The organism is Paenibacillus sp. H1-7, assembly GCF_022354825.1.
Taxonomy (GTDB): domain Bacteria; phylum Bacillota; class Bacilli; order Paenibacillales; family NBRC-103111; genus Paenibacillus_S.
In genome coordinates, this window is sequence record NZ_CP031168.1 from 5,766,144 (window position 1) to 5,790,332 (window position 24,189).

Annotated in this window: 20 protein-coding genes and 3 tRNA genes; 4 read left to right on the forward strand and 19 right to left on the reverse strand. The window is 50.0% G+C overall.

The features are described from left to right. Positions 1-21: 21 nt before the first annotated feature. Positions 22-414 (reverse strand): VOC family protein, encoded by a 393-nt coding sequence (locus tag DVH26_RS25420; RefSeq protein WP_239626785.1) that lies wholly within the window; start codon positions 412-414, stop codon positions 22-24. A gap of 169 nt (positions 415-583) precedes the next feature. Here DVH26_RS25420 and DVH26_RS25425 point away from each other — a divergent pair, with 169 nt between their 5' ends. Beyond that, positions 584-1,282 carry a pirin family protein gene (locus DVH26_RS25425; RefSeq protein ID WP_239626787.1) on the forward strand — a complete coding sequence of 233 codons (699 nt, stop codon included), beginning with the start codon at positions 584-586 and terminating at the stop codon, positions 1,280-1,282. A gap of 25 nt (positions 1,283-1,307) precedes the next feature. After that, entirely contained in the window at positions 1,308-1,643 is a 336-nt protein-coding gene (locus DVH26_RS25430; protein WP_239626789.1) for a hypothetical protein, read from the forward strand. Positions 1,644-1,759: 116 nt separating this feature from the next. On the opposite strand, the gene DVH26_RS25435 is transcribed toward DVH26_RS25430, so the two are convergent. The 8 genes from DVH26_RS25435 to DVH26_RS25470 all read right to left on the reverse strand — a co-directional run bounded on the left by DVH26_RS25435 (position 1,760) and on the right by DVH26_RS25470 (position 6,057). Beyond that, positions 1,760-2,533: an anti-sigma factor gene (locus tag DVH26_RS25435; RefSeq protein WP_239626791.1), complete on the reverse strand. Its 774-nt coding sequence runs from the start codon at positions 2,531-2,533 to the stop codon at positions 1,760-1,762. Positions 2,534-2,539: 6 nt separating this feature from the next. After that, positions 2,540-3,109 (reverse strand): sigma-70 family RNA polymerase sigma factor, encoded by a 570-nt coding sequence (locus DVH26_RS25440; protein ID WP_239626794.1) that lies wholly within the window; start codon positions 3,107-3,109, stop codon positions 2,540-2,542. Between the two features lie 84 nt (positions 3,110-3,193). After that, on the reverse strand, positions 3,194-4,513 hold the full coding sequence (locus DVH26_RS25445; protein ID WP_239626796.1) for a hypothetical protein: 1,320 nt from the start codon (positions 4,511-4,513) through the stop codon (positions 3,194-3,196). 303 nt (positions 4,514-4,816) lie between these two features. Then, positions 4,817-4,902, reverse strand: a tRNA-Leu gene (locus tag DVH26_RS25450). A gap of 27 nt (positions 4,903-4,929) precedes the next feature. Beyond that, positions 4,930-5,006: transfer RNA gene (locus DVH26_RS25455), tRNA-Ile, on the reverse strand. Between the two features lie 11 nt (positions 5,007-5,017). Beyond that, positions 5,018-5,094 (reverse strand) — tRNA-Met (locus DVH26_RS25460). A gap of 83 nt (positions 5,095-5,177) precedes the next feature. After that, positions 5,178-5,342, reverse strand: a complete 165-nt coding sequence (locus DVH26_RS25465) for a hypothetical protein (protein ID WP_239626799.1) — start codon at positions 5,340-5,342, stop codon at positions 5,178-5,180. Between the two features lie 163 nt (positions 5,343-5,505). Next, positions 5,506-6,057 (reverse strand): phosphatidylglycerophosphatase A family protein, encoded by a 552-nt coding sequence (locus DVH26_RS25470; RefSeq protein WP_239626802.1) that lies wholly within the window; start codon positions 6,055-6,057, stop codon positions 5,506-5,508. Positions 6,058-6,207: 150 nt separating this feature from the next. Here DVH26_RS25470 and DVH26_RS25475 point away from each other — a divergent pair, with 150 nt between their 5' ends. Next, positions 6,208-6,720: a 2'-5' RNA ligase family protein gene (locus DVH26_RS25475; RefSeq protein ID WP_239626804.1), complete on the forward strand. Its 513-nt coding sequence runs from the start codon at positions 6,208-6,210 to the stop codon at positions 6,718-6,720. A gap of 78 nt (positions 6,721-6,798) precedes the next feature. Here the strand turns inward: DVH26_RS25475 and DVH26_RS25480 are convergent, their stop codons facing one another. The 10 genes from DVH26_RS25480 to DVH26_RS25525 form a co-directional block, all read right to left on the reverse strand. Further along, positions 6,799-8,523 carry a hypothetical protein gene (locus DVH26_RS25480; protein ID WP_239626806.1) on the reverse strand — a complete coding sequence of 575 codons (1,725 nt, stop codon included), beginning with the start codon at positions 8,521-8,523 and terminating at the stop codon, positions 6,799-6,801. 30 nt (positions 8,524-8,553) lie between these two features. Beyond that, positions 8,554-9,807 (reverse strand): efflux RND transporter periplasmic adaptor subunit, encoded by a 1,254-nt coding sequence (locus DVH26_RS25485; protein WP_239626808.1) that lies wholly within the window; start codon positions 9,805-9,807, stop codon positions 8,554-8,556. 33 nt (positions 9,808-9,840) lie between these two features. Then, the gene (locus tag DVH26_RS25490) at positions 9,841-12,945 is read right to left on the reverse strand and encodes an efflux RND transporter permease subunit (protein WP_239626810.1); all 3,105 of its coding nucleotides are present in this window, start codon (positions 12,943-12,945) and stop codon (positions 9,841-9,843) included. A 115-nt stretch (positions 12,946-13,060) separates the two neighbouring features. Continuing rightward, positions 13,061-13,585, reverse strand: a complete 525-nt coding sequence (locus tag DVH26_RS25495) for a GbsR/MarR family transcriptional regulator (RefSeq protein WP_239626813.1) — start codon at positions 13,583-13,585, stop codon at positions 13,061-13,063. A 187-nt stretch (positions 13,586-13,772) separates the two neighbouring features. After that, entirely contained in the window at positions 13,773-15,926 is a 2,154-nt protein-coding gene (locus DVH26_RS25500; RefSeq protein WP_239626815.1) for a hypothetical protein, read from the reverse strand. 60 nt (positions 15,927-15,986) lie between these two features. Then, a complete protein-coding gene (locus DVH26_RS25505) occupies positions 15,987-17,465 on the reverse strand; it encodes an ABC transporter substrate-binding protein (RefSeq protein WP_239626818.1) in 1,479 nt (492 codons plus the stop codon). Between the two features lie 86 nt (positions 17,466-17,551). After that, complete coding sequence (locus DVH26_RS25510) at positions 17,552-18,433, reverse strand: ABC transporter ATP-binding protein (protein ID WP_239626820.1); 882 nt, start codon at positions 18,431-18,433, stop codon at positions 17,552-17,554. 3 nt (positions 18,434-18,436) lie between these two features. Further along, positions 18,437-21,370, reverse strand: a complete 2,934-nt coding sequence (locus DVH26_RS25515; RefSeq protein ID WP_239635484.1) for an ABC transporter permease — start codon at positions 21,368-21,370, stop codon at positions 18,437-18,439. Between the two features lie 5 nt (positions 21,371-21,375). Beyond that, complete coding sequence (locus tag DVH26_RS25520; protein ID WP_239626822.1) at positions 21,376-22,479, reverse strand: efflux RND transporter periplasmic adaptor subunit; 1,104 nt, start codon at positions 22,477-22,479, stop codon at positions 21,376-21,378. Then, positions 22,439-23,302 (reverse strand): ABC transporter ATP-binding protein, encoded by an 864-nt coding sequence (locus DVH26_RS25525; RefSeq protein ID WP_379454514.1) that lies wholly within the window; start codon positions 23,300-23,302, stop codon positions 22,439-22,441. The genes DVH26_RS25520 and DVH26_RS25525 overlap by 41 nt, the downstream gene beginning before the upstream one ends. A gap of 576 nt (positions 23,303-23,878) precedes the next feature. Here DVH26_RS25525 and DVH26_RS25530 point away from each other — a divergent pair. Next, positions 23,879-24,103: a spore germination protein gene (locus DVH26_RS25530; protein ID WP_239626824.1), complete on the forward strand. Its 225-nt coding sequence runs from the start codon at positions 23,879-23,881 to the stop codon at positions 24,101-24,103. The last annotated feature ends 86 nt before the right edge of the window (positions 24,104-24,189 follow it).

Genomic DNA, 24,189 nt, shown 5'->3' on the forward strand with positions numbered 1-24,189 from the left:
AACATTGTATCGCTGCACGGACTACCCTCGGGTCGACTGGAAAAATTCGATCCATTCCCCATCCGGGCCATGGAAGAAGAAGTAACGGGAACCGTTGGGCAGCTTGACGATCTCCTGATCGATCAGCTTCACTTCCAGCGTTTGGATTCTCGCAAACTCATCTTCGACATCGTCTACGGTAAAAGCGACATGATGCACCTTGCCTTCCAGAGGAAGACTGTCATTGTACCCTTCAATCAGCTCCAGCTCCGTTTCGCCCGTCTGGTCGAACCCCATAAAGGCCAGACGGATAACGCCGTTAGTGTGTGTCAGAGTGCCCTTTAAGCTTAACCCTACCACATCACGGTAAAACGCGATGGAACGCTCCATATCGGCCACCATGATCCCGACGTGCTCGATTTTTCTCCTTGCCATATCATTGATCCTCCCTTAGTCCCGGCATTGAAAGAAAAATGCCAATTGCTATGTATAATCTGCTTCATAGTAACGGAAAATGGGTTGGAATTCAACGATTGAACTTCCGTACCAACTTGTTTATACTAAAGTAGTAAGCAACTATATTTTATTAAGGAGAGTGTCTGCAATGATCCGAGTTTATCCCGCCGAATCCCGCTTCTCCTCCGACCATGGCTGGCTGCAGAGCAATTTCAGCTTTTCCTTTGGCGATTATTACGATCCGGACAACACGGAATTCGGCCCGCTGTGCGTATTTAACGACGATACGGTCGCCGGCCATCGCGGCTTCGGTGCCCATCCTCACCGGGAGATGGAGATCGTGTCCATCGTATTGAGAGGTCAGCTCCAGCATGAGGACAGCACCGGACATAAAGCCGTAACCGGCTATGGAGCCGTACAGCGTATGTCCGCAGGCACGGGAATTATCCATTCGGAGGTCAATCCTGCAGACGAGGAAGTGGAGCTGCTGCAAATTTGGATCAAGCCGGAGGAGCGGCAACTAGCCCCATCCTACGAAACGAGCGAGTATAACCCGACCGATATGTTAAACAAGCTGCTGCCAGTCGTATCCCATCAATCAGGACCCGGCATCGCTCATATTCACCAGCAGACGACGCTGTACTTATCCGAGCTCGAATCCGGCCATACGATAAAGTTTCAACAAGAGCACGGTCGGAGAATCTATGTATTCGTCATCGAGGGAATCCTAACCTTGAACGGTTCAACCGTTCTCAACCGCCGGGACGCGGCGAGAATAACGGATTTGCACGAGCTGGAGCTGCATACGGAGCATGGCTCGAAACTGCTGCTCATTGATTTGCCTTAAAGTAATTGAGGAGAGTGACCGACTCATGACAGCCGATAAAAAGATCCATTTTTATATTAAACATGCTATAGGAAGCCGAATGCTGTTCGACGTATCGGGAAGCCGGAAGCCTTTCGTACTGGAGACTGTTCCAGGCGGGTGGAGATTTGTCGTCGAGGATGTGGAGCCGGAGATTGCAACGCTGCTTGAACCATCGAACCGGGATCTGAATCTGTTTTACTTCGTAGAGCAGACCGGCCAGCCCACCCAAAAGTACTGGTTCTACGACAAGGACATTCCGACGGTTCAATATGATGCCGAGAGCAAACGCTGGTCCATTCAAGTCGATTCCAGAATGGAATACAATAACGAGAAAGTGTAGTCACCTAAATGAAACAGAAGATCCGCCGGCCCTCTAATTAAATCGAGCCTGATCTGTTTAGAGGACCTGCGGCCCCTTTCATGTATTAGAGATGGACAGTCCGGTGAGTACGATGATCATGTACCCAATACTTTCTTACCTCTAGGCTGCATCCCCTTCCCATCCGGCTCCAATGTAATCCCTATCGCTTCAAAAGTCCCTTGAGTCACATTCAAGTCGTATATCATCACACTGCTGCCTTTCTCATCAACTCGGAACGTTCCGCCGTTGAACCGGTTGCCATCTTTTATTACCCATAGCTGGTACGCCTGATCCCCCGAACTCGCCTGAAGTCCGTTGACCTCCAGCACCAGCTGTCTGGATTGCCCCTGCTGTCTGACCCAGCCCTTCCCGCTTGCTCCTGTCATCGTCGAATCGAATGCTTTAAGTACATACTGCTCAACGACAAAAGAAGGCTCTTCCGAAGTTGCGTCTTTATGCCAAGACGATGGGATACCGCCGGAATTCAAGCCCCAGCCTGCGGCCGCTCCAATAGCTATACACAATACCGCGGCTGCCGCTGGAAAAACCCATTTCTTCCGCGCAGTCAAAGCAGCTCCGGCTGATTTCCCGTTTTCCTTCCGCCGTGCTTTCTCCAGCTCGCCTGAGACGGGAGCCTCCTCGATTTGTGCGGCAATCCGCTGCCACATTTGCTCTCTGTCCGCCTCCGGAACATCTATCATTTCCATCTCGCCAGGGAGTGATTGCCAAGCCTGAAGCATAGCTTGCAGCTCCGAATGACAGGCAGGACACGACGATACATGGTCGGTGAAAGCTTGCGTATCCTCGATCGAAAGCTCCTTCAAAAAATAAGGCACCAATTGGGCGCAGCGTTTATTCGTTTCGGTCATAACGGTTCACTCCTCCCCGTAAGATTTCAGATGCTGACGTAACGTCTTGAGCGTTTGATGCAGCCGGTTTTTGACCGTCCCCAGCGGCTCTCCCTTGCTTTCCGCAATTTCACTTAACGTATAGCCCTCCCAGTAAAAGAGACGGAGAAGCTGAATTTGCTTTTCGGATAAATATCTGTAGGCACTCTTAATTTCATCTTTCAGCATCCGCATCGATACCGTATCTTGAAGACAATTCTCCGGACGGCCCGCACCAAGCTCCGAATCTGTAATGACCTCATAGGAGACGAACCGTTGCTGGTTTCTTTGTTTGCGCAAATGATCTATCGTCATATTTCTTGTGATGGTCAAAAGCCAGTTGACAAACTGCCCCTTTCCCGAGTCGTATCCCTTCTCCGTCACCCAAATTCTTGTAAATACCTGCTGGACGATGTCATGGGCGAGCTGCGCGTCGACTCCCGATTTTACGGCAAAAGAATATACAAGGCGCACATACCGGTCGTACAGCATGCGCAGCGCAAAACTATGCTTTTCTCTAATCAGTTGCATCAACTGCTCATCCGTATAGGTTTGCACGTGTAAGCGCTCCTCAAACCAGTTTCATTTGGCAAAAAGAGCCCTCCGGCTCGGACAGTCAAGCCTTCGGGCAGTCAAGCTTAATTATTTTGCTGACGGATCGACGATGAACCAGACGTTATTCAAGCCTTGCCCCAGCATATCGCCGGCCTTTTCATCCTTGAAGAAATAATAAAGCGGCTGACCTCGGAATGTCGTTTGTTTGGTCCCGTCCTCACGCGATATCGTTCCAAAATCGTCTGCAGCAAACCCGCCGGATAGTGGAGCATGACTGGAGTAAAATATCGGCCAATTGGCTTCACATGCGCCATAGCATGCGCTCTTCTCCAAGCTGTCTTTGGTGAACGTGTACAACGTCCTCCCTTTAGAATCCGTCAGCATGGTTCCGCCCTTATCATGGTTAGTAACTTGAACAGCCGAATAGCCGGCTGCCTTCCATAAATTATTGACCCCGTGACCCTTCACGTCCCCCGGTTTTTCATCGTTTATGTAATAATATAACGGCTGACCTCTGTATGTTAGCTGTTGTTTTCCGTCTTCCCGGATTATCGTTTGGAAATCTGACGCATGCAGCTCTGAAGGAACCCATAGGTTGTTCTCATAATATACGGGCCAGTTGACCGCACATTGATCTTTGCATGCGCTTACGTTTTGGGTGTCCTTTGCAAACACATACAAGGTTCTTCCACTCTGATCCGTCAAGTAAGATCCTAACGACTTATCGTCAGCCACACGAAGAGATACTCTCTTGGCCGACTCCGCTTTAGCCGGATCGATCACCTTCTGCTCGGACAGCAAATCCGCAAGCGTTTTCCCGCTTCCTTTCACCTTAAGGGCTAGCGCTTCTACCGTCGCTGTAGCGATATGGTCGTTACGAAGGGAGCCAGCATCTGCTATCCGGGATAGACCGACTTGTTTCGCATAATCCAGCACATCCTCGTACCGGAAGTCGGAATCCTGCTTATATCCCAACGTTTCCAGAAGGACCTTGTAGTACTGGGACGAAGTGATAAGTGCAGACGGCTCGAACGCACCGTTGCCCGTTCCGGTCCAGCCGAGCTGCGGATTCGCTTTTAAATATGCTAGGATTGATTTGTTGGCGTCATTCACTTGATTGGCATCTGAAAAATTATCTGCACTGCGAAACTCCATGGCAGCATGCTCAAGACCTTTCAGACGCAAGAAAAGAATTGCCGACTGCAGCCTGGTCGTCGTCTTGGATAAATAGGCGTCGGACACTCCGTTACCATCTCCTTGCAGAAGGCCAAGCTCTTCCGCAACCTGCGCCGCTGTCTTCACATTGGCAGAGGCTGCGTTATCCGCCGCCCATGCCGGTATCTGGAATGCGGATCCCCACAATAAAGCTCCTGCAATTCCTATTGCCGCCAAGCCGTGTCGCTTCATATTCAATCTACCTCCCAAGATGTGTAGTATTGCAAACCTTCATCTTAGGAAACGGCTCCGAGCCTCATTCGGTTTGATCGGATTTGAATTTTTTTTTGAGACTTCATAGTAATGAGAAACCCCCTACCGAGGCCTTTCAAAGATGAGCGACCGCGTAAAGAGGTAAGTTTTATCGCCAAATAGAATTTGCATCCGATTACCTCGGAAACTTATAAATTCTATTATTGTCAAAAAAACCTTGCGCCTCCGTCATGCAAAAAGCATGAAAGCTGCACAAGGTTCGTTATGTACGCTAATGAAATATGGTGCCGAAGACCGGACTCGAACCGGTACGGGGTCGCCCCCGCAGGATTTTAAGTCCTGTGCGTCTGCCATTCCGCCACTCCGGCAAAATCACAAACAAAGTTCATGATTGTTGGTGGGCCCTGAGGGACTCGAACCCCCGACCAATCGGTTATGAGCCGACCGCTCTAACCAACTGAGCTAAGGGCCCACAAAAAAAATTGGTTGCGGGGGCAGGATTTGAACCTGCGGCCTTCGGGTTATGAGCCCGACGAGCTACCGGGCTGCTCCACCCCGCGTTAGTTAGCTAGTCTTTCTTAGCGACGAAACCAATCATACAATAATCTGCGAATAAATGTCAAGAAAAAATTTCATATTTTTTTTAGACGATATACCGTACGCCAAAACGCCCTTTTTTGGACCGGAACACCTCTACCTCCTGGGGACATTCATAGCCGTAAATCCACCAGTCTTCTTCCATTCTTTTGGCTAGACAACCTGCCTGGAATTTCGTTTCGTACAGCTTCCCCCAATAGATCCAATTCATGTGCGTGTCACTCCGTTTATCTGATTTTGCCTATTCATGATCGATTGATTAATCATTAGTAGCATAACCAAAAAGAAACATCCTTATTTGGCATAAATAAACCTTTGCCGCTATATTCCACCAGACGTCAATGAAGTAGAAACTTCCCCTGCTTGGGCAAGACTTATAAGCCTTGGATTCCTTGAGCCGGTGGAAGGTCCGTTCCGGTTCGCTTTTCTATATGATCTCTTTGATGATGAGCGAGACGGCTTGAAGCGGAAGCCGCAACGCTGGCGACCAGGTCGTCCAAAAACGTATGAACCTTGACTCCCGCTTTGGTGTCCAGCTCCTTGATAATGCCGATCTTCTGTTTATCGAGGTGACCGAACGTAGTGACCCCGATGCTTCCATACGTCAGCACGGCTCCCAAGGCCAAAGTCTCATCGCAGCCGAACAACCCCTCGTCCGATTCGATAATCGATTGAAGAGGTTCAGAAAGCATTCCTTTTTCTGCCATCAAATCCAGCTCTATCCCTACCAGAATGGCATGCTGAAGCTCTCTTTTTTGCAGAACCGCATGAATGGATTCTACACAATCCTCAAGCCTTAGAGAGGGATTATAGGGGCTTTGCATCTGGTGCACGATAAACGCAATATCTTCTATCTTCACTCCGCGTTCGTCCAGTTTTTGGTACACGGCGGCTCTGACTTCCTGGCTGTGAACTTGACGCTTCATAATTCATACGCCCCTCGCACGAAGATAATAGTGTTTATCCTATTGTATGAACATGCTGTTAAAAATGTTTTCCACTTGGATGCGTAAGGGAACAGAGGTATAATATGAATACATGTAGGGAAACGAAATATATTCTTGGGAGGGATTCTGATGTATGGCATATCCGTCTTTCCATCCAAAGAAATTGAACAATTCGCGAACCACTACCGCCGCAGATACGACCCTCACTATCCGAATATTCGGCCGCATTTGAGCCTGATCCGCAAGGAAGCATGGAGCGAGGAGCAGCTGCAGTCCATTATCGGACGCATAACCGGCGCCTTGGCCGGGATGAAACGGTCCGAGCTGCATTTTAACCGGTTTTCCACCTTTTATCCCGTTCAAAATGTCATCTTCATGGCTCTTTCGGATCCGTATCCGATACAAAGGCTGTACGATACGATCCAAGGCGTTCTTTTGCCAGGAGAACACACGAACAAACCTGCAGCCTTCACCCCTCACCTTACCGTTGCGCAAGGATTGGGCAATGACGAGCTGCACGACGTACTCTCCAGCCTGCGGAATACCCGCCTTGATCTTCGCTGCGTCGTCGACAGCGTATCCGTTCTGCAGCAAAATAAGGACGGATTATGGAACGAGCTGCAAACCATTGCATTGAAGTAACCTTATCCGCTCTCATAAAATAAACAAAGCCGATCCCAATGGATCGGCTTTTGTTGTGAATCTTAAGCTATAGGACGGTCACTGCTTAAATACGCCCAGCAGCCGCTTGGAGTCTCCGGACTGCGTCGTAAATACTTCATAAGCTTTGATCATCAGCGGACGCTCCAGCTGCTCGGACGTCGACTCGAAGTTCAAATTATTCTCGCCTGTTACCAAACGTCCGGTACCGATGAATTTGCCTGTCGTCGTTCCTATCAAGCGTCCGACCGAATCATAGAGCTCCAGCTGCAGCCTGGAATAGCTTTGGTCGACCTGTACTTGCTCGTCGCGGCTGATCTGCAAATCGAATCTTGCTTTATATGAATAAGATAAATTGCCTGTACGATTGAACATTGGCGTAATCGTCCAGTACGTTACCTTCGCATTGAACGGATACATCGTAAGCTGGTCCGCAGCATCCGGCGCTTGCAGGACGACCCGGTAAGCTGCTATAGCGGTTTTGTACGGAGCCGCTTTCTGCGTGTCTAATATTTTCAAAGCGAGCCCTTCGCCCTTCTCCGACACAGGCAGCGTGTAGGAGTAGTTCACGACCAGACTTGAGCTCGGAAGAATGTTCTTCGTCGCTATGATCTGGCGGCTGCCGCTGTAAGTAAAGCCGTCGGCGCTTACCAGCTCGGTCTGGAATGCAGGTACGGCTATCGGCATATCGCTCTTGTTCGTCAGCTTGAATTTGGCCGTTACGTTCTTGGAGCCCTCTTCCTCGTTGTCGTCCATATGGAATTCCACCATGGATACTTGCAAATTCGGATGGATCAAATCGCTTAAATCGTCGAATTTCATAAGTTGATTCAGCTCGTAGAATGGATAAGTCCCTGTATTCGCTGCGGCAGCCAGTAAGATGTTCAGTCTTCCTACATTATAATTGACCAGCGAAGGCTGGGCTCCGGCGCCTGCCTGGGCGAATTTCTCCGGAGTCAGCAGATTCAGGCTGCTTAGCACTGTATCGTTCTCCGTAGGGATAGCAAAATGAATATACTTTTGCTCCTTCGCCTCGAGAACGATTTCTCCCTGCTCCACCTTATTACCTGAGAAAATCTGGGTTTCCGATTTGCCGTCCAGCGTAAAATCAGGCAGCGTCTCTCTCTTCTCAGACGGATTTTGAACCACCAGCTGGACAATTTGTACGGTGCCTTTGTCCGTCACTTCCTTCTCAATGCTTACCGGCGTATACTCCAGCGGAGAGATCAACGATGCGATCTTGAACGTCTCTCCCCACTTTTTCACTGCCGTAGGATCTTGAATTACCGTATCGCTGCCGCTCCAGGCTTGCGTGCTGATCGGAGCTGTAACAACCAGCGTTTCCTTCTTCGGATACACATAATAGTCGACATCCGTCCAATTCACTTCAGACAGAGCAACGGAGTCCGAACGGTCAATGACCGCCATATAGCTCAATTCCGTATTGGCCATCGGTTGAATCGCTTTAGGGTTGGAGGCGCTCGGCTGAAGCGCATATTCTACCCCGTCGCTTGTTTTGACACGCAGCTCATATTCCGGTACGCGGGTAATGGAGCCGCCGGTATTTTTCATCCGGACAACTATACCGATTCTTGTGCCTTCCAGAATATGCTCATTCAATACGCTTTTAATTTCAAATTGAAGCGAATCGTTTAATGTATACGATAATGCGGCTTCGGTCGCCTGAATAGGCGCTTCCGAAGGCTCCGCAGCGATTGCGGCATAGCTAGAAGTCATAAGTGCGGATGTTATGACGACGGATGTGACGGTCTTTTTCCAGTTCATTTTCACTTGTTTCTCCTCCAGTGGGTAAGTTTATTTCGCCAGCTGTACTTTTTCTTTGTCTTTTAATTGATTTTGACCGGAAATGACGAGCTGTTCTCCTTCTTTCACTCCCGAGAGCACTTCCTGATCCGTTTCGTTCAACCGACCCAGCTGCACCTTGCGCTTCTCAACCGTCTCACCCGACAGCACGAATACAAAGGTGTCTCCGCCTTCCCGGACAACGCTCAGCGTAGGGACGGTTATGACCACTTGATCGTTTTCTTCCGTCAGCAATATTTGCGCCTTCATGCCCGGCTTCAGCTTGCGGTCCGCATTCGGTACTTCCAGCTCCAGCGCGTAGGATTTGGATTGAGCGCTCATCACATCCGCCAAGTAGCTGACTTTAGCTTTTTGCTTATCGACGGAGCCGGGGACGTAGAATGACAGCTCCTGCTTGCCGCGGATCAGCTTGGCTGCATCCTCGGTCAGCTCGGCTTTAATTTTAATCGGATCGAGCTGCTGCAGCTGTGCGGCCCGGAAGCCGCCTTGAAGCGTCATCCCCACCTCGATCGGCAGATCGGTCAATACACCGCTGACGGGAGCCTTCACTTCCATATTAGCCAGCGTACGGTCCGCTTCGCGGATTGACAAATCGGAGGATTGCAGCACTTGCTCAACCTGCGATAAGGAGTTGGTGCTGTCCAATGTTTTCAGCTTGGCTTTTGCACTGTCCAGCTCGAGACGCAAGTTTTTCAGCTGATCTTCCATTTGCTCAACCTGATTTTTGGTAACTAACCCCAAATCGTAATCATTGCGCATTTTATTATAGTTTTTCTCGGTATCTTTAATCGATGTTTCAAGCTTAGCAATCCCGTTCTGCATATCTTGTCTCGAATTGACCAAATCCTGTTTGGATTTGGCCAGCTGCTCTCTGCTGCCGGTTAGCGATACTTGCGCCTTTTCCTTTTGCAGCAGCACATCGGTAGGATCGATTCGGAAAATGACTTCTCCTTTTTCCACCATATCGCCGCGTTTCTTCAATATTTCTTGAACATCCCCGCCGACTTTATTGATGACATCCAATGTAATCGACGACGATACGTCAGCCACTTGCTCCAGCGGCTCGCCGATTTTCTTTTTCTCTATTTTGGCAACCTTGATCGTTTTGATTTGCGTCTCTGCGGCATTCGTTTGTGGCTGGGCTGCCGGCTGTGAGGTACACCCTGCGAGCAGCGCGGAGCTGATAATGACGGCCCCTACCACTTTGGTGCTATGCTTCATCGTTTTTGCGACTGTCGGATTCATTGGCTCATTTCTCCTTTTTCTTACCCGTTATATTTATTTCACAGGGGAAGCCGTATTGGCTTCAACCAGCGTATGATTTTTTTTGAATAGGCGGCCGAACCGTTTTTTCATATTATCAATCATAATGTAGACTACAGGAACCACCAGCAGCGTCAGCAAAGTCGATGTAGTCAAACCGCCGATAACTACGACGGCCAAGCCTTTGGAAATCAAGGTGCCTTTAGACAGCCCGAGGCCAAGCGGCAGCAAAGCGATAATGGTTGCGCCTGCCGTCATGATGATCGGACGAAGTCTTGTCATCCCCGCTTCGACCAATGCTTCCTTCACTTCGTGGCCGGCCTCGCGCAGCTGCTGTACGCGGTCGATAAGCACGATGGCGTTCGTCACGACGACCCCGATCAACATCAGGAATCCTATCAATGACGTAATGTTGACCGACTCTTTGGTAATGAGGAGACCAAGCAGCCCCCCGATAGCCGCAAGCGGCAAGGAGAACAGGATGGCAAATGGCGCACTGCCGTTGCCGAACGCAAGAACCATGACCAGATACACGATGAAAATGGACGCTCCCATTGCGACGAACATTTGCGAGAAGCTTTCTTGGATGTCGTCGGTAACCCCTTTGACCTCGGTTCTGACACCCGACGGCAGCTCTACGGATTTCAGCGCTTCGGAAACCTGCTGGCTTATCCCCGCTTTATCCGGGCTGTCGATTTTGGCGGTCACTTTGACGTACTGCTCTTGCATTTCTCTCGTAATAGCAACCGGCGCGTCGATTTGATTCACTTTGGCTACTTCGTTCAAGTTGAGTGTAACCCCGGTAGGCGTTTTGATTTGAAAACGGCCGATTTTATCCACCGAGTTTTTGAAATTTTCGTCCAGCATGACTTTCGTTTCAAAGGTCGTATTGTCGAATTTCAGATCGCCGATTTTTTCTTCCGCCAGCCAGCTGCGAACCGACTCGTTAATTTGAGCCGACGATAAGCCATACATACGGGCTTTATTCTGGTCAACGCTGATTTCCACTTCCGTCTTGGATTCGCTAAGCGAATCTTTAATATCGATCAGAGCGGGGAATTCCTTCAATTTCTCTTTTACCCGCTGCGCTCCCTCGGAGAGCAGGGTCAGATCTTCACCCTTCAGCATGTAGGAGAAATCGTCTCCGCCTGAAGGCGGACCTCCCGAAATGAGCTGTACTTCCACTTCGGAGCCTTTAGGCAGCATATACAAAATGTCCTGCTTCAAATCCTTCACAAGCTGCTTGGCATCGGTAGCCGCCGACGCTTCTGCGAACATCGATGTGCGGTAGGCGATGCGATCCTCACTCTGGTTATATCCGATCAGCGAGTCGTAATAGACAAAGGTCGGCTGGCCCGCCGGGTCTTTGGATTCCTTCATCATCGCTTCGATTTCCTTGACTTTGGCATCCATGCTCTCAATCGTTGTCTCACGCGGCATTTTAATAGAAACGTTCATCAATTTGTCTGTAGCGCTCTCCGGCATGAACGACACGGCCAGAAACGGTACGGTCCCGATAACGGTCACGACAAGCAGCAAAATAGCCAGTAGAACGGTTTTCTTACGATGCACGAGAGACCACAGCAGCGTTTTCTTATAGATGATGGAAAATTGACCCAGATGCTCTTCGCTGTGTTCTTTGAATTTTTTGCTGCGCAATACTAGAAGCTTTGCCAACATAGGAATTACTGTAAGCGCAACGAGCAAGGAAGACATCAGCGCGACGACGAGCGTAATGGCAAACGGACGGAACACCTCGCCCAGAACCCCGCTTACGAATGCAATCGGCCCGAATACCCCAACGGTTGTAATGGTGGAGGAAGTAATCGCCGACGCCACCTGAGCGGTCGCCAGCTTGATGACGGATTCGTTGCGTTCTTGCGCTTTTTGCAGCTCGCTGTAAATATTCTCGATAACAACGATACTATCGTCCACGACCCGGCCAACGGCAATAGCCATACCGCCCAGGGTCATAATGTTTAGCGATATATCTAGCGGTGCCATAATCAGCAATGTAACCAAGATGGATAATGGTATGGAGACCAAAACAATGACGGTCATACGAACATTTCTAAGAAACAGCAAAATCATGATGGAAGCCAGGATCGCCCCGAGACCGCCCTCATTCACCATACCGTGAACGGACTGCTTGATATCGGTCGCGCTGTTGTAAATGGTGTGGAACGTAATGTTCGGGAATTGCTGCTTCCAGCCCGCCATCAGCTTATCTGCACTGTCGGCGAATTCAACCGCGTTCGCGTTTTTCGTCTTGTACAGGTTAATGCCTATAGCCGGCATGCCGTTCAAACGGGAAAGGAATGTCGATTCCCGGATCGCTTCTATTTTGGCGATTTGCTTCAAGAGCAGCGTATCGCCGTTCGGTGTCGTAATCTTCATGTTTTCCAGGTTGTACAATGAGTTCAAATCGCTTTTGACACGAACCATCTGGGTATTGCCGTTAAAATCGACGGAACCGGCCGGACTCGTATTGAGCGCCGCCTTAATGCTGGAGGATACGCCTGATGGGGTCAGTCCATAGTTGTTGATGGCATTGATGTCCATCTTCATCGTCAGTACAGCTTCCTGATTACCGATGGAGTCAACATGGTCGATCCCTTTGAGCGAATTGAATCCGGGGAGGATAACATCCTTGTAGATTTTATCGAGCTCTTCCTGGCCCATCCCGTTCGTTGCGTAAGCCGACAAGTAGTATACAGGCTCGGAAGCAAATCCGAACGTTTGAACCTTCGGCTTCTCGGACCCTTGCGGAAGAATGACGTTGCTGATAAGACTTTCAACATCCTTCTTCACATCGTCGGGCTTTTTATCCTGTTCGAGCTCGATGACAATGGAGGAAAAGTTATCGCTGGACGTGGAGGTCAAGTTTTTCATACCTTCCAATCCTACTATGGCTTTTTCCAGCGGCTTGGTTACGTCCTCGAGCACATCTTTTGGAGGAGCTGTATACTGGGTATTCACGAGGACAACCGGGAACGAAATATCCGGCATACTCTCAACCTTCAATGTTGTCGCTGCATACACGCCGGCGCCGAAAAGCAACAAGATGATAATGATGACGGCCGTGATGTTTTTCATGGAAAATTGGGTAAGCTTATTCATCTTTCTACTCCTCCATTATTTTACTGACCTGTTAGACGAGGCATTTTGAGGTACCCCTTCATTTTTTTTCATTTTCCGAAAATCAATTTGGCAAATTTTGATTCACCAGCGAAAGCTATTCCGACTGAGGGAATATTTGCGCTCTCTTTTGAATCCACTCCTCCTCCAGCCCTTCTAGACGATTCAGGAAGATTTCGTACATCGCCTGCATCTCGATAAATCTCCGTTTGCATGCATCATGGGAATCCTGCTCCTGCTCTCCGACTTGCTCCAAATGGTCAAAAATATGTAAAGTATGTTCCACCTGCTGCTGAATTCGTTTCATCTTCTGGATACTCGACTGCATAGACGTCATACTGATGTCGTCCGATATGTAGTAGTAATCTCTGCGGTCATTGCTGATAGGGATCTTCTGGCACATCATATGCTTCTCCAGTGTTCTCACCTGCACGCTGATCGCCGCTTTAGTCACACCGAGCTCATCGGCCATTTCCTGCAAGCTGACGGGTCTTGGAGCAAACAGCAAATAAGCGAATATTTTACCGACAAGCGGACTAAATCCCTCCGATTCGAAGGATAAGGACATGTGGTTGCTAATATTCTGTTTAAGAGCAGCAAATGTCGATTGCGGTGATTTCATAACGTTCTCCTCTACCTCATGTTATCGTCGTTAAGAATGTTGTTAACGATAATAACATAAGTCCTTTTGAAAAATGTGTCAATAGTTCCAAAACATTTTTAACCATTTTTACATAATTAGGACAAGAAAAAACCGCCCAGCCAGGTTGTCAGTCCTTTGCAAAGGCGGTTCAGCGATATAGATGAAATTAGTCCGTGGTAGAGAACCAGTCGATGGTTTTCGTGGCGAGCAGCTTCTTCTGCCCTTGGAATGAATCATAGATGCTTAGCTTGTAGGTCTTCAACGTTTCGAGATGGAAGATGAGATCCTGATCCCTTTCCTCGATAACGAAGCCGTCACGCTTGCCTAACCGGATCTTCGTATCCTTCGAAACGTCCGTATCCGTAGTAACGTCAATCTGATCGAAGTCTTTGAAATCAAACTCCCTCATAAACGATTTGTTACCGTTCTCGTCTTCCAGACCGATGACCAGCTTGCGTCCTTCGGTATTGAAGCTCATCAACAAATTCTTGGTCAGCTCGTAATTGAATGTCAGCTTTAATTTCTCCCTGTCCAGCCATGTGTTGATCTTGTTGACCGAGAAGGTATATGGGAACAGGTCCACATTCAGCAGATCATCCTGCGCTACAAAGCTTTCATTCGGCAGCCAGAAGCCGACCGCATTCACATAGGCATCCGCGGTATCCTTCTCCGTAGAGAATTTGTTATCCGTAATGGCTTCCCCGATCATCACATTCATATTGGATGTCGGGAATCCTTTCGGCAGCGTGCTCGATAGTACAAGCATCGCTTTGCCTCCCGGCGTAATTTTATTCTTAATCTCCGATACCGTAGCGGGATAAATCGATCCGTCCCCGGTCTTGAACTGGGCCACCAGCTTGGATACGTCGTTATAGCGCTTCTCCAAATTGGTCGTCTCCAGCTGTACGGTGAAAATATCGGCCGTATCGCCGGAATACGTTTTGACACTGCGAACCTGATAGCTCGCGTTTCTGCCGACATCCGTATTTTTATATACTTCCCCGACATTGAAATACGGCATATTCAACAGCTCGGAACGATGCGCAAACTCCAGAAGATCCTCCGTTTCCTTCTCTCCCGTCTTCTCCTGCAGTACAAGCTTCACATTGGAAAATTGGTACGTATACGGCATTTTGCCGATAAACTGAAAGCTTGCGGAGCTGCCGGACGGCAGGCCGATCACTTTGTCGGTCTGGATCAGCTTGGCTTCCACCTTCACCTTATCATCCAATAGAAAATGGCCCGTTAGCTCCGGCAATGGGAGCGAGTCGGTCCCCTTGTTCAACAGCGTAAGATTCGCCGATAAAATGTCCTGATCCTCCATAGGCAGCCGCTGGAAGGAATTCAGCTTCGTCGTATAGGTTCCTTCTTTGTTCGTGAAGTTGTACTCCTTATTCGAATCTACCGTATCCGGCTCCGACACAAGAGGCAGCTCGAAATATGCAATCGGCAGGTTCAGCTTGATGTCCGCCGCATTCTGGGTAACGACGAGCTGCCAGCCTTCCGTGCTGACCGATACGGGAACGGAGCCCGTCAGCTCCACTTCCTTGTTCACCTGCGGATTGATTGCCAAATCCTTCAGATTCTTGGCGTCCAGCGGATACATATATCCTTCGCTCGTACGAATCAGAAATTGATACGCAGGAACGGCTGCCGTACGGCTCCCTACGTTTTCCATATTGAGAATAACGGTAGGTGTAAAGTTCTTCTCATTTTTGGTCATCAGCATCTTCTTGATCGATGTCTTGACCTCGGTTCCGCCCATGTTAATCAGATGCGCATCATTCGCCGCCGTTACGATGGAGTAATTGTCCGGCACGGCAACTTCACCGATCGTTCTCTCGAAGTTAGGCTGGCTGAAATCCCATTTGATGAACTGGAAGATCAGGTCGGTCAGCTCCGTCGTTTCATTCACGGTCGCATAGAAGCTGATATCCTGCACCGACTTCGGAGTGATCTTGTTCTTGTCTTTGTCCTGAGGCAAAATGCGCACAGAAATTTGGTTGCCGGATTTCGTCTTCACTCTTGGCCAGTAATCGATAAACAGCAGATCGGTCGTTCCTTCATTATGTACACTGACGGTGAAGGTTACCGTCTTGCTGCCTTTCTCCGGCAGGATCGTCACGTTCTTCAGCTCAAAGAAGCTGCTGCCGTTGACCGTCACTTGGCCGAGCGCCGGTGCCGATCCGGTGGATAACACAGTAGAAGAGCTTGACGGAGGCGTCGTGCCTCCGTCATCGGCGAAAGCCGGGGCGACAGTACTCAAGGTTAGGGCTGCGCTCAAAAGCAGGATCTGGGTCGTTTTTTTGCTTACATTCATGGTGACTATTAACCTCCCTGAAATAATGATGTAGTGTAGGAGTGCTTTTGTGATTGTTCTTTAACCTGCAGGTACAGCGATGGCTCCGCCACGGTTGATCGGGCCGTTAGGATTGTCTTTGATTTGCTGCAGCATGACGTCGCCCTCGGTCTGCCATTTCTTCAACGCTTCTCTTACCTGCAGCTTGTTTTGCGTCACATCATTAAAATATCTACGGCCGATATCCTGGACCTGGTACAGGTTTTGCTTCTCACGGTACACTTTGCTGTCAGGCTGCGGTGCAGGTGTCAAAGTGGTGAAGGCTTCGACATGGAATTGTACGCCGTCTTTCGGCTTAATGTACTTCTTGCGCGTCACGATATTGTAGGAGCTGCTTGATTTCAACCTTGCCCAATCTTCCCCGTTCACGAACTTGATGAATTTCCAGGCGTCCTCCAGATTTTGCGCCTTGGCGTTGATGCCCATAATGCCGTTCATTCCCATGTACCCGCCTACATCCGGCGCTTCCGGGTGAACGGGCAGCGTCACGACATCCCAATCGATCGGAGTGAACCCTTGAATATTTTGCGAGTTCTTATTCGCATTCGTTATTTGACTGATCTGGCCGTAGTTAATTATGGACATTGCGACTCTGCCGGACAGAAAATCATCGTACTGGAACGGATTGAAGGTTTCCGAGCCGTTCATCATGCGGGTCTTCATCTGCATCGGATCCTGCTGCTCCGGCATCACTTTGTCCTGCTTCAGCTGAAGCATCGTTTTCCATACCTTCTCCCATCGATCCGAATCTACGGTCATCTTCTCGGCCTTTTCATCGAACATAGTCAATTGAAGCGGGGCGGAATACATTTGGATCGAGTAAAAGAGATCGCCCATCGATTGCGTGCTGAAGGAAAATCCGTATTTGCGGTTTTCCCCTTCGCCCTTGCTAAGCCGTCTGCCAAGATCGAACGCTTCATCCCAAGTCATTTTGTCCTTCGGATAGGGAACGCCGGCTTCATCGAACATTTTTTTGTTATAAATGAGCGCGGAGGAATTGAAAGTAGGCGCTAGTGCATACAGCTTGCCGTCGCCAACCTTTTTCAGCCCTTCGATAACCGCAGGCACCATATCGGACGTATCGAACTTGTCTTTCGTAATCATCGGGTCGAGCTGGGTCAGCATATTGTTCGAAATCAGTTCAGGCAGCTGCTCGTATCCGACCATCACGACATCGGGCGGGTTATCCCCCTGCATGACTTCCTTCAGCTTCTCCATCGGATCGACCGGCTTCTGGTTCGGATTCATTGCTCCGTAGCGGTAGCTGTCATCCATTGTCGGAATAATCTCGATCTTGATGTTCGGATTCGCAAACTCGAAAATCTCGGTAAACTGTTGACGGAAATATTCATCGTCTCCGTATCCGAAGCTTGTTGCGACACGAAGCACTTTCTCCGTTTTCGCGTCTGTGCCCGGGGTTTTCGTACATCCTGCAAGGATCGGAACGGTAAGGCCGACGCTCATTGAAAGAAGCATTGTGTTCTTTACCCATGGTTTCATTGTGGCATTCCTCCAGCCGAAATAGTTTTTATACTGAATTGAAACAAATTTTTATGTAAGAACGATTTTGAAGGTGCAGGATTGAGCTATTCAATGGATTTGGGAGGACGAATAATTATTTTCTCCCCGTCAAACTCCATGGACGCCTTCGAATCGATATTCAGAGCCTGGAGATAGGCTTTCGGAATTTGCAGACGGCCGGCTTTATCCAGAACTACGTACTCTTCATGGACGTCCTTCATCGTCTGAAACCCTGCAGCTGATTCCAATTCTTCTTGATCGAGATTCGGGTTCCGCTTGATGAACTCGGTACTCGTCATGCCGTCACGGATGGCTACGACCCGGTCCACCTTTGTCGCCAAAGCCATATCGTGGGTAACGATAACGATCGTAACTCCAAGCTCCCGGTTCAGCTTGCGGAATATATCCATGATCATATCGGACGTCTTGGTATCGACCGAACCGGTCGGTTCGTCAGCCAGCAGGAGAGACGGCCGGTTGGCCAAAGAGATGGCTATGGCTACTCTCTGCTGCTCACCGCCCGATAACTGCTGAAGCTTGTTGCCCATACGGTCTTTGAGCCCTACCCATTCCAGCAGCTGCTTCGCATAAGCGCGGTCATACTGGCCGCTCAGCATCATTGGCATTTCCACGTTTTCGAGCGCCGTCAAATACGGAACGAGATTTCGGGCGTTATTTTGCCATATGAACCCGACGGTTTTGCGCTTATACTGCACCAGCTCTTCATCGGTAATTTTAAGCAAATTCCATTCTCCTACCTGAACCTGCCCTGCTGAAGGGCGGTCAAGGCCGCCCAGGATGTTCAGAAACGTCGATTTCCCGCTACCGCTGTTGCCGATAATGGCCATCATTTCTCCTGCAGCTACGGAAATATTGAGCCCTTTCAAAGCGACGACTTCGATGTCGTCGGTCTTGTAAATTTTGACTAGCTCCTCGCACGAAATCATCGCCTACTTCTCCTCTCCGAGCTTGACGGCCTGATGGACCCTCAGCCTGCGAATATGCATAAACAGCAATGCGGCTCCGGTCAGCATCATGAATGCTACGACGATGTACAGCTGATCCGTATCTCTCGCATTAAAGACGACACGGAACGGCGGAACCTGAGTCTTCACATTTTCTGCGGTTTGCAGAAACGGCAGAAACACGTAGCTCGTCAGCTTACCGATACCGATGCCGAGAGCGATGGACAAACCGGCGGTGAAGCCTTGCTCCAGAAGCAGCATCCCTGTCAGCTGTCTGCGTGACAAGCCCATGGCCCGAAGGACGCCGAATTGCACAACACGGCTCGACAAGTTGAAGAACCAATATAAAATGTAGCCGATCAGCGACACGAATACCGAGACAAGGAAGCCCAAGCTTAAGATTCCGAACACCCCGCCGCGAGCCGGATGCTTCTTCTGAACAATCAGCTCGTTGCGCACGTCCTTCACGCTGGCGATTTGAATCTGCTTCTGATTCAGCTGCTCCAGCAGCGGTGCGACCTTGGCCCCCTCCTTCATCTTTAACCATACTTCATACGGAACCATCGGCGCCTGATCGTAAATGTATTCCAAATTCGCGATGAAAAACGGCATCTGCTCCGGATATTGGCTAGGCCAATAAGGCACTGTCGCAACCACCACGAATTCCACCGGCTGCTGCGAGATCGTAATGCTGAGAATATCCCCTTCTTTGATATGATGCTTCTCGGCGAAAGAAGTGGGAATAATAACCGACTGCTCATAGGTGCCCATCAGGTTCAAGTATAAGTTCGGATGCACCTTGAACAAATCGTTCCGGTACCAGGACACTTGGGAAAAGTCCGTGTTGTCGATACCCATCAGCATGCCTTGGCCCAGCGTTTTGCCGGACATGACGACATTCGCCTTGGTTTTCAAAACACGTGCAGCATGCTCTACGCCCTCCAGCTGCTGAAATACGACAAATGGCGGTTCGATATACCTCAGCTTCGTAGGCACTTCTTCCATGCCGCCGCCCGGTGGCCCGCCATTGCCGCCTCCTTGCTGGCCGCCGCCGGAGCCGTTCCCCCCTTGATTTCCACCTCCGCTGCCTCCACTGCCTCCATTCCCACCGTTGCCGCCTCCCTGCTGGCCGCCTGACTGGTCTTGGGGCATGTCGTCGGAGACGCCCTCCCAGCTTGCCTGCATCACGACGTCCGTACCGTAGGAGTAGAGGATACGGTCCGTCGAATTCAAGTCGATCGTTCGGGCCGCAGAGGAGTTATATACCCCGAGACCCAGCGTCAGAATAAGGAGCAGCATCAACGGATAATACGACTGCGCCGACCGGGACAGCTGGGTAAGCGTCAAGTAGACGGGAACCGGCAAAAATCGCTTGCCGATCCAATTCCACAGCCGAAGCAGCCACGGAAAGATGCGCAGAAAGAACAAACCGAGCGCAATAATGGACAGCGCAGGCACGAAAAAGAGCAGCGGATGCACCTGCAGCTGATCCGTAGTCAATCCTGTTTGGACCGACAGCACCTGGCGCTGGTCGAATAAATAATAGCCGTAGGCGACAACGCCGATCAGCAGCACGTCGAGAAACCACTTCTGCCAAAACGGCGCACGGTCGGAACGGGCGAGCTTTTGCTTATAGCTCACGATGGACGACCTGGCGTACACGATAGCCGGAATCACGCTCGCAAGCAGAGCGATCAGCACGGCAGCACCGCCGTACAGCAGCGCCTCGGTGGATACCCCGACCGGTACCGACTTGCGGTCCACGAACGTAAGAAATCCGCTGGAGGAGCCTATGCTCTTGGCCATAAACCAGCCAAGCATCGGACCGATAATCATCGCTATTGAGCCGAGAAGCAGGCCTTCGAGCACATAAATGCCGATGATTTGCCTGGTGCTGCCTCCCCTGCTTCGCAGCACGGCGATGACGCTGCGCTGCCTCTCCAGCGACTGGCGCGCATTCATGACGATGTAGTAGAACACCATCGCTATCATGGGAGCAGCCAATGTGAACAGCAATATTTGCAGCTGCAAGCTTTGCGTTTTAAACTCCTGCAGCGTTTGAATGAACGATACGTCAACGCGCGTATTTTTCAGCTTCTGGAACAAGATGATGTCCAGCCGCTCCAGCTTCGATTCCAGAGGCGACAGCTGACTGGTCTGAATGTCCTTCAAATCGAAGGCATAGTACCAGTTCCCTAGATTTAGCGGAATATTTTTTTGCTTCAAAATATAGTCATTAAACCCGGTCTCGCTCATGAAAAAGGAATTGATAATGCCTTCCATCCCCTGAAACCAGTACGGGTCCTCCGCATCCTTCGGGACAACGGTGCCGACGACCTTAACTCTCAACGGAGCTATGCCTAGCCCCCCGCTGATCGGGTAGCTGTAGATGTCTCCGATATGAATATCGTTGCGGTACATCGCTTCTTCCAGGATGACGGTCTCTACGACGCCGTTTTGCACTTGATCCTTGAACCACTCGCCCTGCTTAAGCTCGACGCGGTCCTTCAAAGCGTTTTGCGACAGCAAGGTCATTTGCCGCTTTTTACTTGGATCCACCTTGGTCGAATCTTCCGGAATCAATTGGGCGGAGCGGATAGAGTAGCTTCTTACGAACGCCTGATACGGAAACGCAATGTCCTTGGGCATTTCATTCGTTATGTATTGGTCTGCATCCTGCAGTGAATCCAAGGGCGCCCGGTCGGAGCCCGTTGCCTGATAGCGTATTAATACGGAGCCGGCCGGCAGTCCGCCATTCTTCTCTTCCAACGACTTGCTGACCACCCGCTTTAATGACCCGTCGGAGTACATCGGGATGCTGGTAGTAAAGGCTACGGCCATGATGAGCCCCACCAGCGTGCTTAAGGTCAGCCAGCGCGTATTCCACATTTTACGAAATAAAAACCGCAGCATCGGCATCGACATCAACGACCCACTACTTTCTGCCCCGGCGCTAGCCCCTTCACGATCTCGACATCCGTAGCGGTTTGCTGGCCGATTTCCACGTCCACTTCCTTCTTATTACCTTGTTCGTCTACGACTTGAACATAGTTGCGTCCCGAATAAGTCCTGAGCGTAGACAACGGAATCATGACCGCATTCTCCTTGCGCTGAATAATTACAGAGACGCTGAGCTGAGTACCGCGATTCACCCCTTGCGGGAACGGATCCAGCTGAACGACCAAATAATTGTCGATGGAATCGGGCTGTTTCTGGTTCCCGTTTTGCCCGCCGAGACCTCCGTTGCCGTTGTTGTCATCAGGCTTCGGATTCGGCAGCTGCAGCACCTTTCCTTTATGCTGGCCGGCAGTATTGATATCGACGACGACATCCATACCAACCGCCACCTTTTTCAAATCCTCCTGATTCAAGCTTGCGACAACGGCCAATTGAGTCAGGTCCGCAATCGTCGCCACGGCATCGTAAGCTTTGGCCGTATCGCCTTTTTTCAAATATACGGATACGATCGTTCCCGAGTACGGCGCCGTCAGCTTCGCTTTGGCGATGGTTTCTTCCAGCTTCTGCAGTTCCTCCCGCTTCAGCTCGAAATCGATCTTCGCCTTCTCCAAATCCTCTGCACTCATTTCATCGGCTTTGCGCAGTGTCTCGATCATCGTCAGCTCATCCCTGCGCGTTTGAAGCCGCTTCTGCTTCAGCTGACTTTCCTGCTCGCTCACGTCCAGCTCGGCGATTACTTGGCCTTGCTCGACCTTGTCTCCGGTTTTCACCAAAATATTTTTGATTCTGCGGTTATTATCGTCTGTAAAATATAAGTCCTCTTCCTTCGTCCCCATCAGTCTGCCGGAGCCCCGAACCTTCGTTTCCAGCGTGTCGGTCTTAACAACGTACTCCGGCTTCTTCGACAGCTTAGGCGGATTGACCACAGGCAGCGTCTCTTCCTCCGCCTCCTTCGGCAGCAGCGAGCAGCCTGAACTGAGCGCGAGAACGACAGCCATACATGCAATCAGAAGAGGCTTGGCGTTTCGCTTATGAATTAATGAATTTCCCATCCACCATTTCGAAGACATGGTCGGCAACCTCCATAATTGTCGGATCGTGTGTAGTCATGCAAATGGTAACCTTCTCGGTTAAAATAATGTCCCGAAACACGGCCATCACCTGTGCGCCCATTTGCGAATCGAGCTCTGCGGTCGGTTCGTCCGCCAACAGCAGACTCGGCTTGTGCGCGATCGCTTTGGCAATGGCGACACGCTGCTGCTCTCCTCCGGACAGCTCGAACGGACGATGGTGCATGCGTCTGCTCAAGCCGACAAGCTCCAAGCAATGGGCGGCCCGCTGCTTCCATTGGGAGCGAGGAACATCCGCCATCCGCAGCGCGAGCTCAACATTTTCCCAAGCCGACAAGAGCGGCATCAAGGCAAACGATTGAAATATAAAGCCGATTTCCTTGCGGCGAATTTGCGTTCGTCGATCGTCGCTGCTTGTATGAAACGGATAATCCTTGAACAAGATCTCTCCTTTATTCGGCTGATCGAGTCCTCCGATCAAGTTCAACAGCGTCGTCTTGCCGGAACCGGACCGCCCCTTCAGCATGACCAGCTGCCTGGGATACAGCGCCATATCGATCCCCTTAAGCACATGAAGCTGCTGGCCTCCTACCGGAAACGATCGTTCTACCCCTCTCACCGTAAGAAGCGGTACAGATAGATCGACCGGCTCTTCGATGGCTGCAGCAGCCTCGTTCCGTTGCTCCGGCATCGCGGGCATTACGCCGGAGACCGATGCTTCACCTGCTGCGGCAGGCGACTCGCTGCCTTGAATGAGCGCGTCCATTTCCCTGTCAGCTTCGAACGATTGCGGTTTGTTTTTTTGGCGAAGCCAACCAAGCATTTCGACCCTCCTACCTTTTGTACAAAATGACTATATATCTAGCAGAACCAGTACTTCCAAATTATAGACGAACGATCCGCTGAAAATGTTACAAAACCGTAGCAAAAAACTTCTTGCATGCTTCTATACAATGAATCGAATATTGATTTCAAGCCGGATGTAAAAAGCGGAATACGGAAATACAAGACACCGTGCTTAAAAAAAGTACAGCTGCTTCAACCATACCTTCAATCGTACAAGCACGACAACGGTCGATACGACCTTCTTTACCGCAGACTCCAAATATTCTCACAGGAAAGCTGTCCTTCTGATCAAGTGCAATTGGGAAGCTAATACAATAACGGAAATCTATCTATCAAATGAGGCTTCTATCTTGTGAAAGTAGTCACATATAAGAATAGGAAGATTATACCTTGCCTCTGAAACATTAACAACCAATTTTTACCTGATAAATCACTTACTGTAATAATCAGCCTGCTTCTCCGTCGATAAGAGCGGGGAACATTTGGGCAAACAACTACATACATTGGGAGTAACTGCAGAACTTATTTCCGGTTGAGAGGAGTTGAGTCGACCGTGCCTTCCATTGTCGGTAATGTCAAAATCAATAACGTTAGCCAAAGCTCCAATGTTCAAATTGGTGACGCCGCTGTTATTGCGCTGTCGAGCACTTCGAAAAACTACGGGGGTGCAGCCGCTTTTTCACCTGGTGACGCCTTCGGCTCTGTGTCGAACAACCAGAATAGCAGTACGAACACCAATGATCCCGACCTGAATGACAATAACACCACGATTATATAGCAGTGGCGGACGGTCTCATGAAGTACGGTTTGTCGCTCTCTGCCCGAAGCTTCCGGAATTGTAACTTCTCCGTAACCAAATGTTGG

Bases quoted from the DNA above. Each gene is read 5' to 3' on its own strand.
- DVH26_RS25420 (WP_239626785.1), bottom strand. From the start codon at position 414: ATGGCAAGGAGAAAAATCGAGCACGTCGGGATCATGGTGGCCGATATG.
- DVH26_RS25425 (WP_239626787.1), top strand. From the start codon at position 584: ATGATCCGAGTTTATCCCGCCGAATCCCGCTTCTCCTCCGACCATGGC.
- DVH26_RS25430 (WP_239626789.1), top strand. From the start codon at position 1,308: ATGACAGCCGATAAAAAGATCCATTTTTATATTAAACATGCTATAGGA.
- DVH26_RS25435 (WP_239626791.1), bottom strand. From the start codon at position 2,533: ATGACCGAAACGAATAAACGCTGCGCCCAATTGGTGCCTTATTTTTTG.
- DVH26_RS25445 (WP_239626796.1), bottom strand. From the start codon at position 4,513: ATGAAGCGACACGGCTTGGCGGCAATAGGAATTGCAGGAGCTTTATTG.
- DVH26_RS25465 (WP_239626799.1), bottom strand. From the start codon at position 5,342: ATGAATTGGATCTATTGGGGGAAGCTGTACGAAACGAAATTCCAGGCA.
- DVH26_RS25470 (WP_239626802.1), bottom strand. From the start codon at position 6,057: ATGAAGCGTCAAGTTCACAGCCAGGAAGTCAGAGCCGCCGTGTACCAA.
- DVH26_RS25475 (WP_239626804.1), top strand. From the start codon at position 6,208: ATGTATGGCATATCCGTCTTTCCATCCAAAGAAATTGAACAATTCGCG.
- DVH26_RS25480 (WP_239626806.1), bottom strand. From the start codon at position 8,523: ATGAACTGGAAAAAGACCGTCACATCCGTCGTCATAACATCCGCACTT.
- DVH26_RS25485 (WP_239626808.1), bottom strand. From the start codon at position 9,807: ATGAATCCGACAGTCGCAAAAACGATGAAGCATAGCACCAAAGTGGTA.
- DVH26_RS25490 (WP_239626810.1), bottom strand. From the start codon at position 12,945: ATGAATAAGCTTACCCAATTTTCCATGAAAAACATCACGGCCGTCATC.
- DVH26_RS25495 (WP_239626813.1), bottom strand. From the start codon at position 13,585: ATGAAATCACCGCAATCGACATTTGCTGCTCTTAAACAGAATATTAGC.
- DVH26_RS25500 (WP_239626815.1), bottom strand. From the start codon at position 15,926: ATGAATGTAAGCAAAAAAACGACCCAGATCCTGCTTTTGAGCGCAGCC.
- DVH26_RS25505 (WP_239626818.1), bottom strand. From the start codon at position 17,465: ATGAAACCATGGGTAAAGAACACAATGCTTCTTTCAATGAGCGTCGGC.
- DVH26_RS25510 (WP_239626820.1), bottom strand. From the start codon at position 18,433: ATGATTTCGTGCGAGGAGCTAGTCAAAATTTACAAGACCGACGACATC.
- DVH26_RS25515 (WP_239635484.1), bottom strand. From the start codon at position 21,370: ATGCCGATGCTGCGGTTTTTATTTCGTAAAATGTGGAATACGCGCTGG.
- DVH26_RS25520 (WP_239626822.1), bottom strand. From the start codon at position 22,479: ATGTCTTCGAAATGGTGGATGGGAAATTCATTAATTCATAAGCGAAAC.
- DVH26_RS25525 (WP_379454514.1), bottom strand. From the start codon at position 23,302: ATGCTTGGTTGGCTTCGCCAAAAAAACAAACCGCAATCGTTCGAAGCT.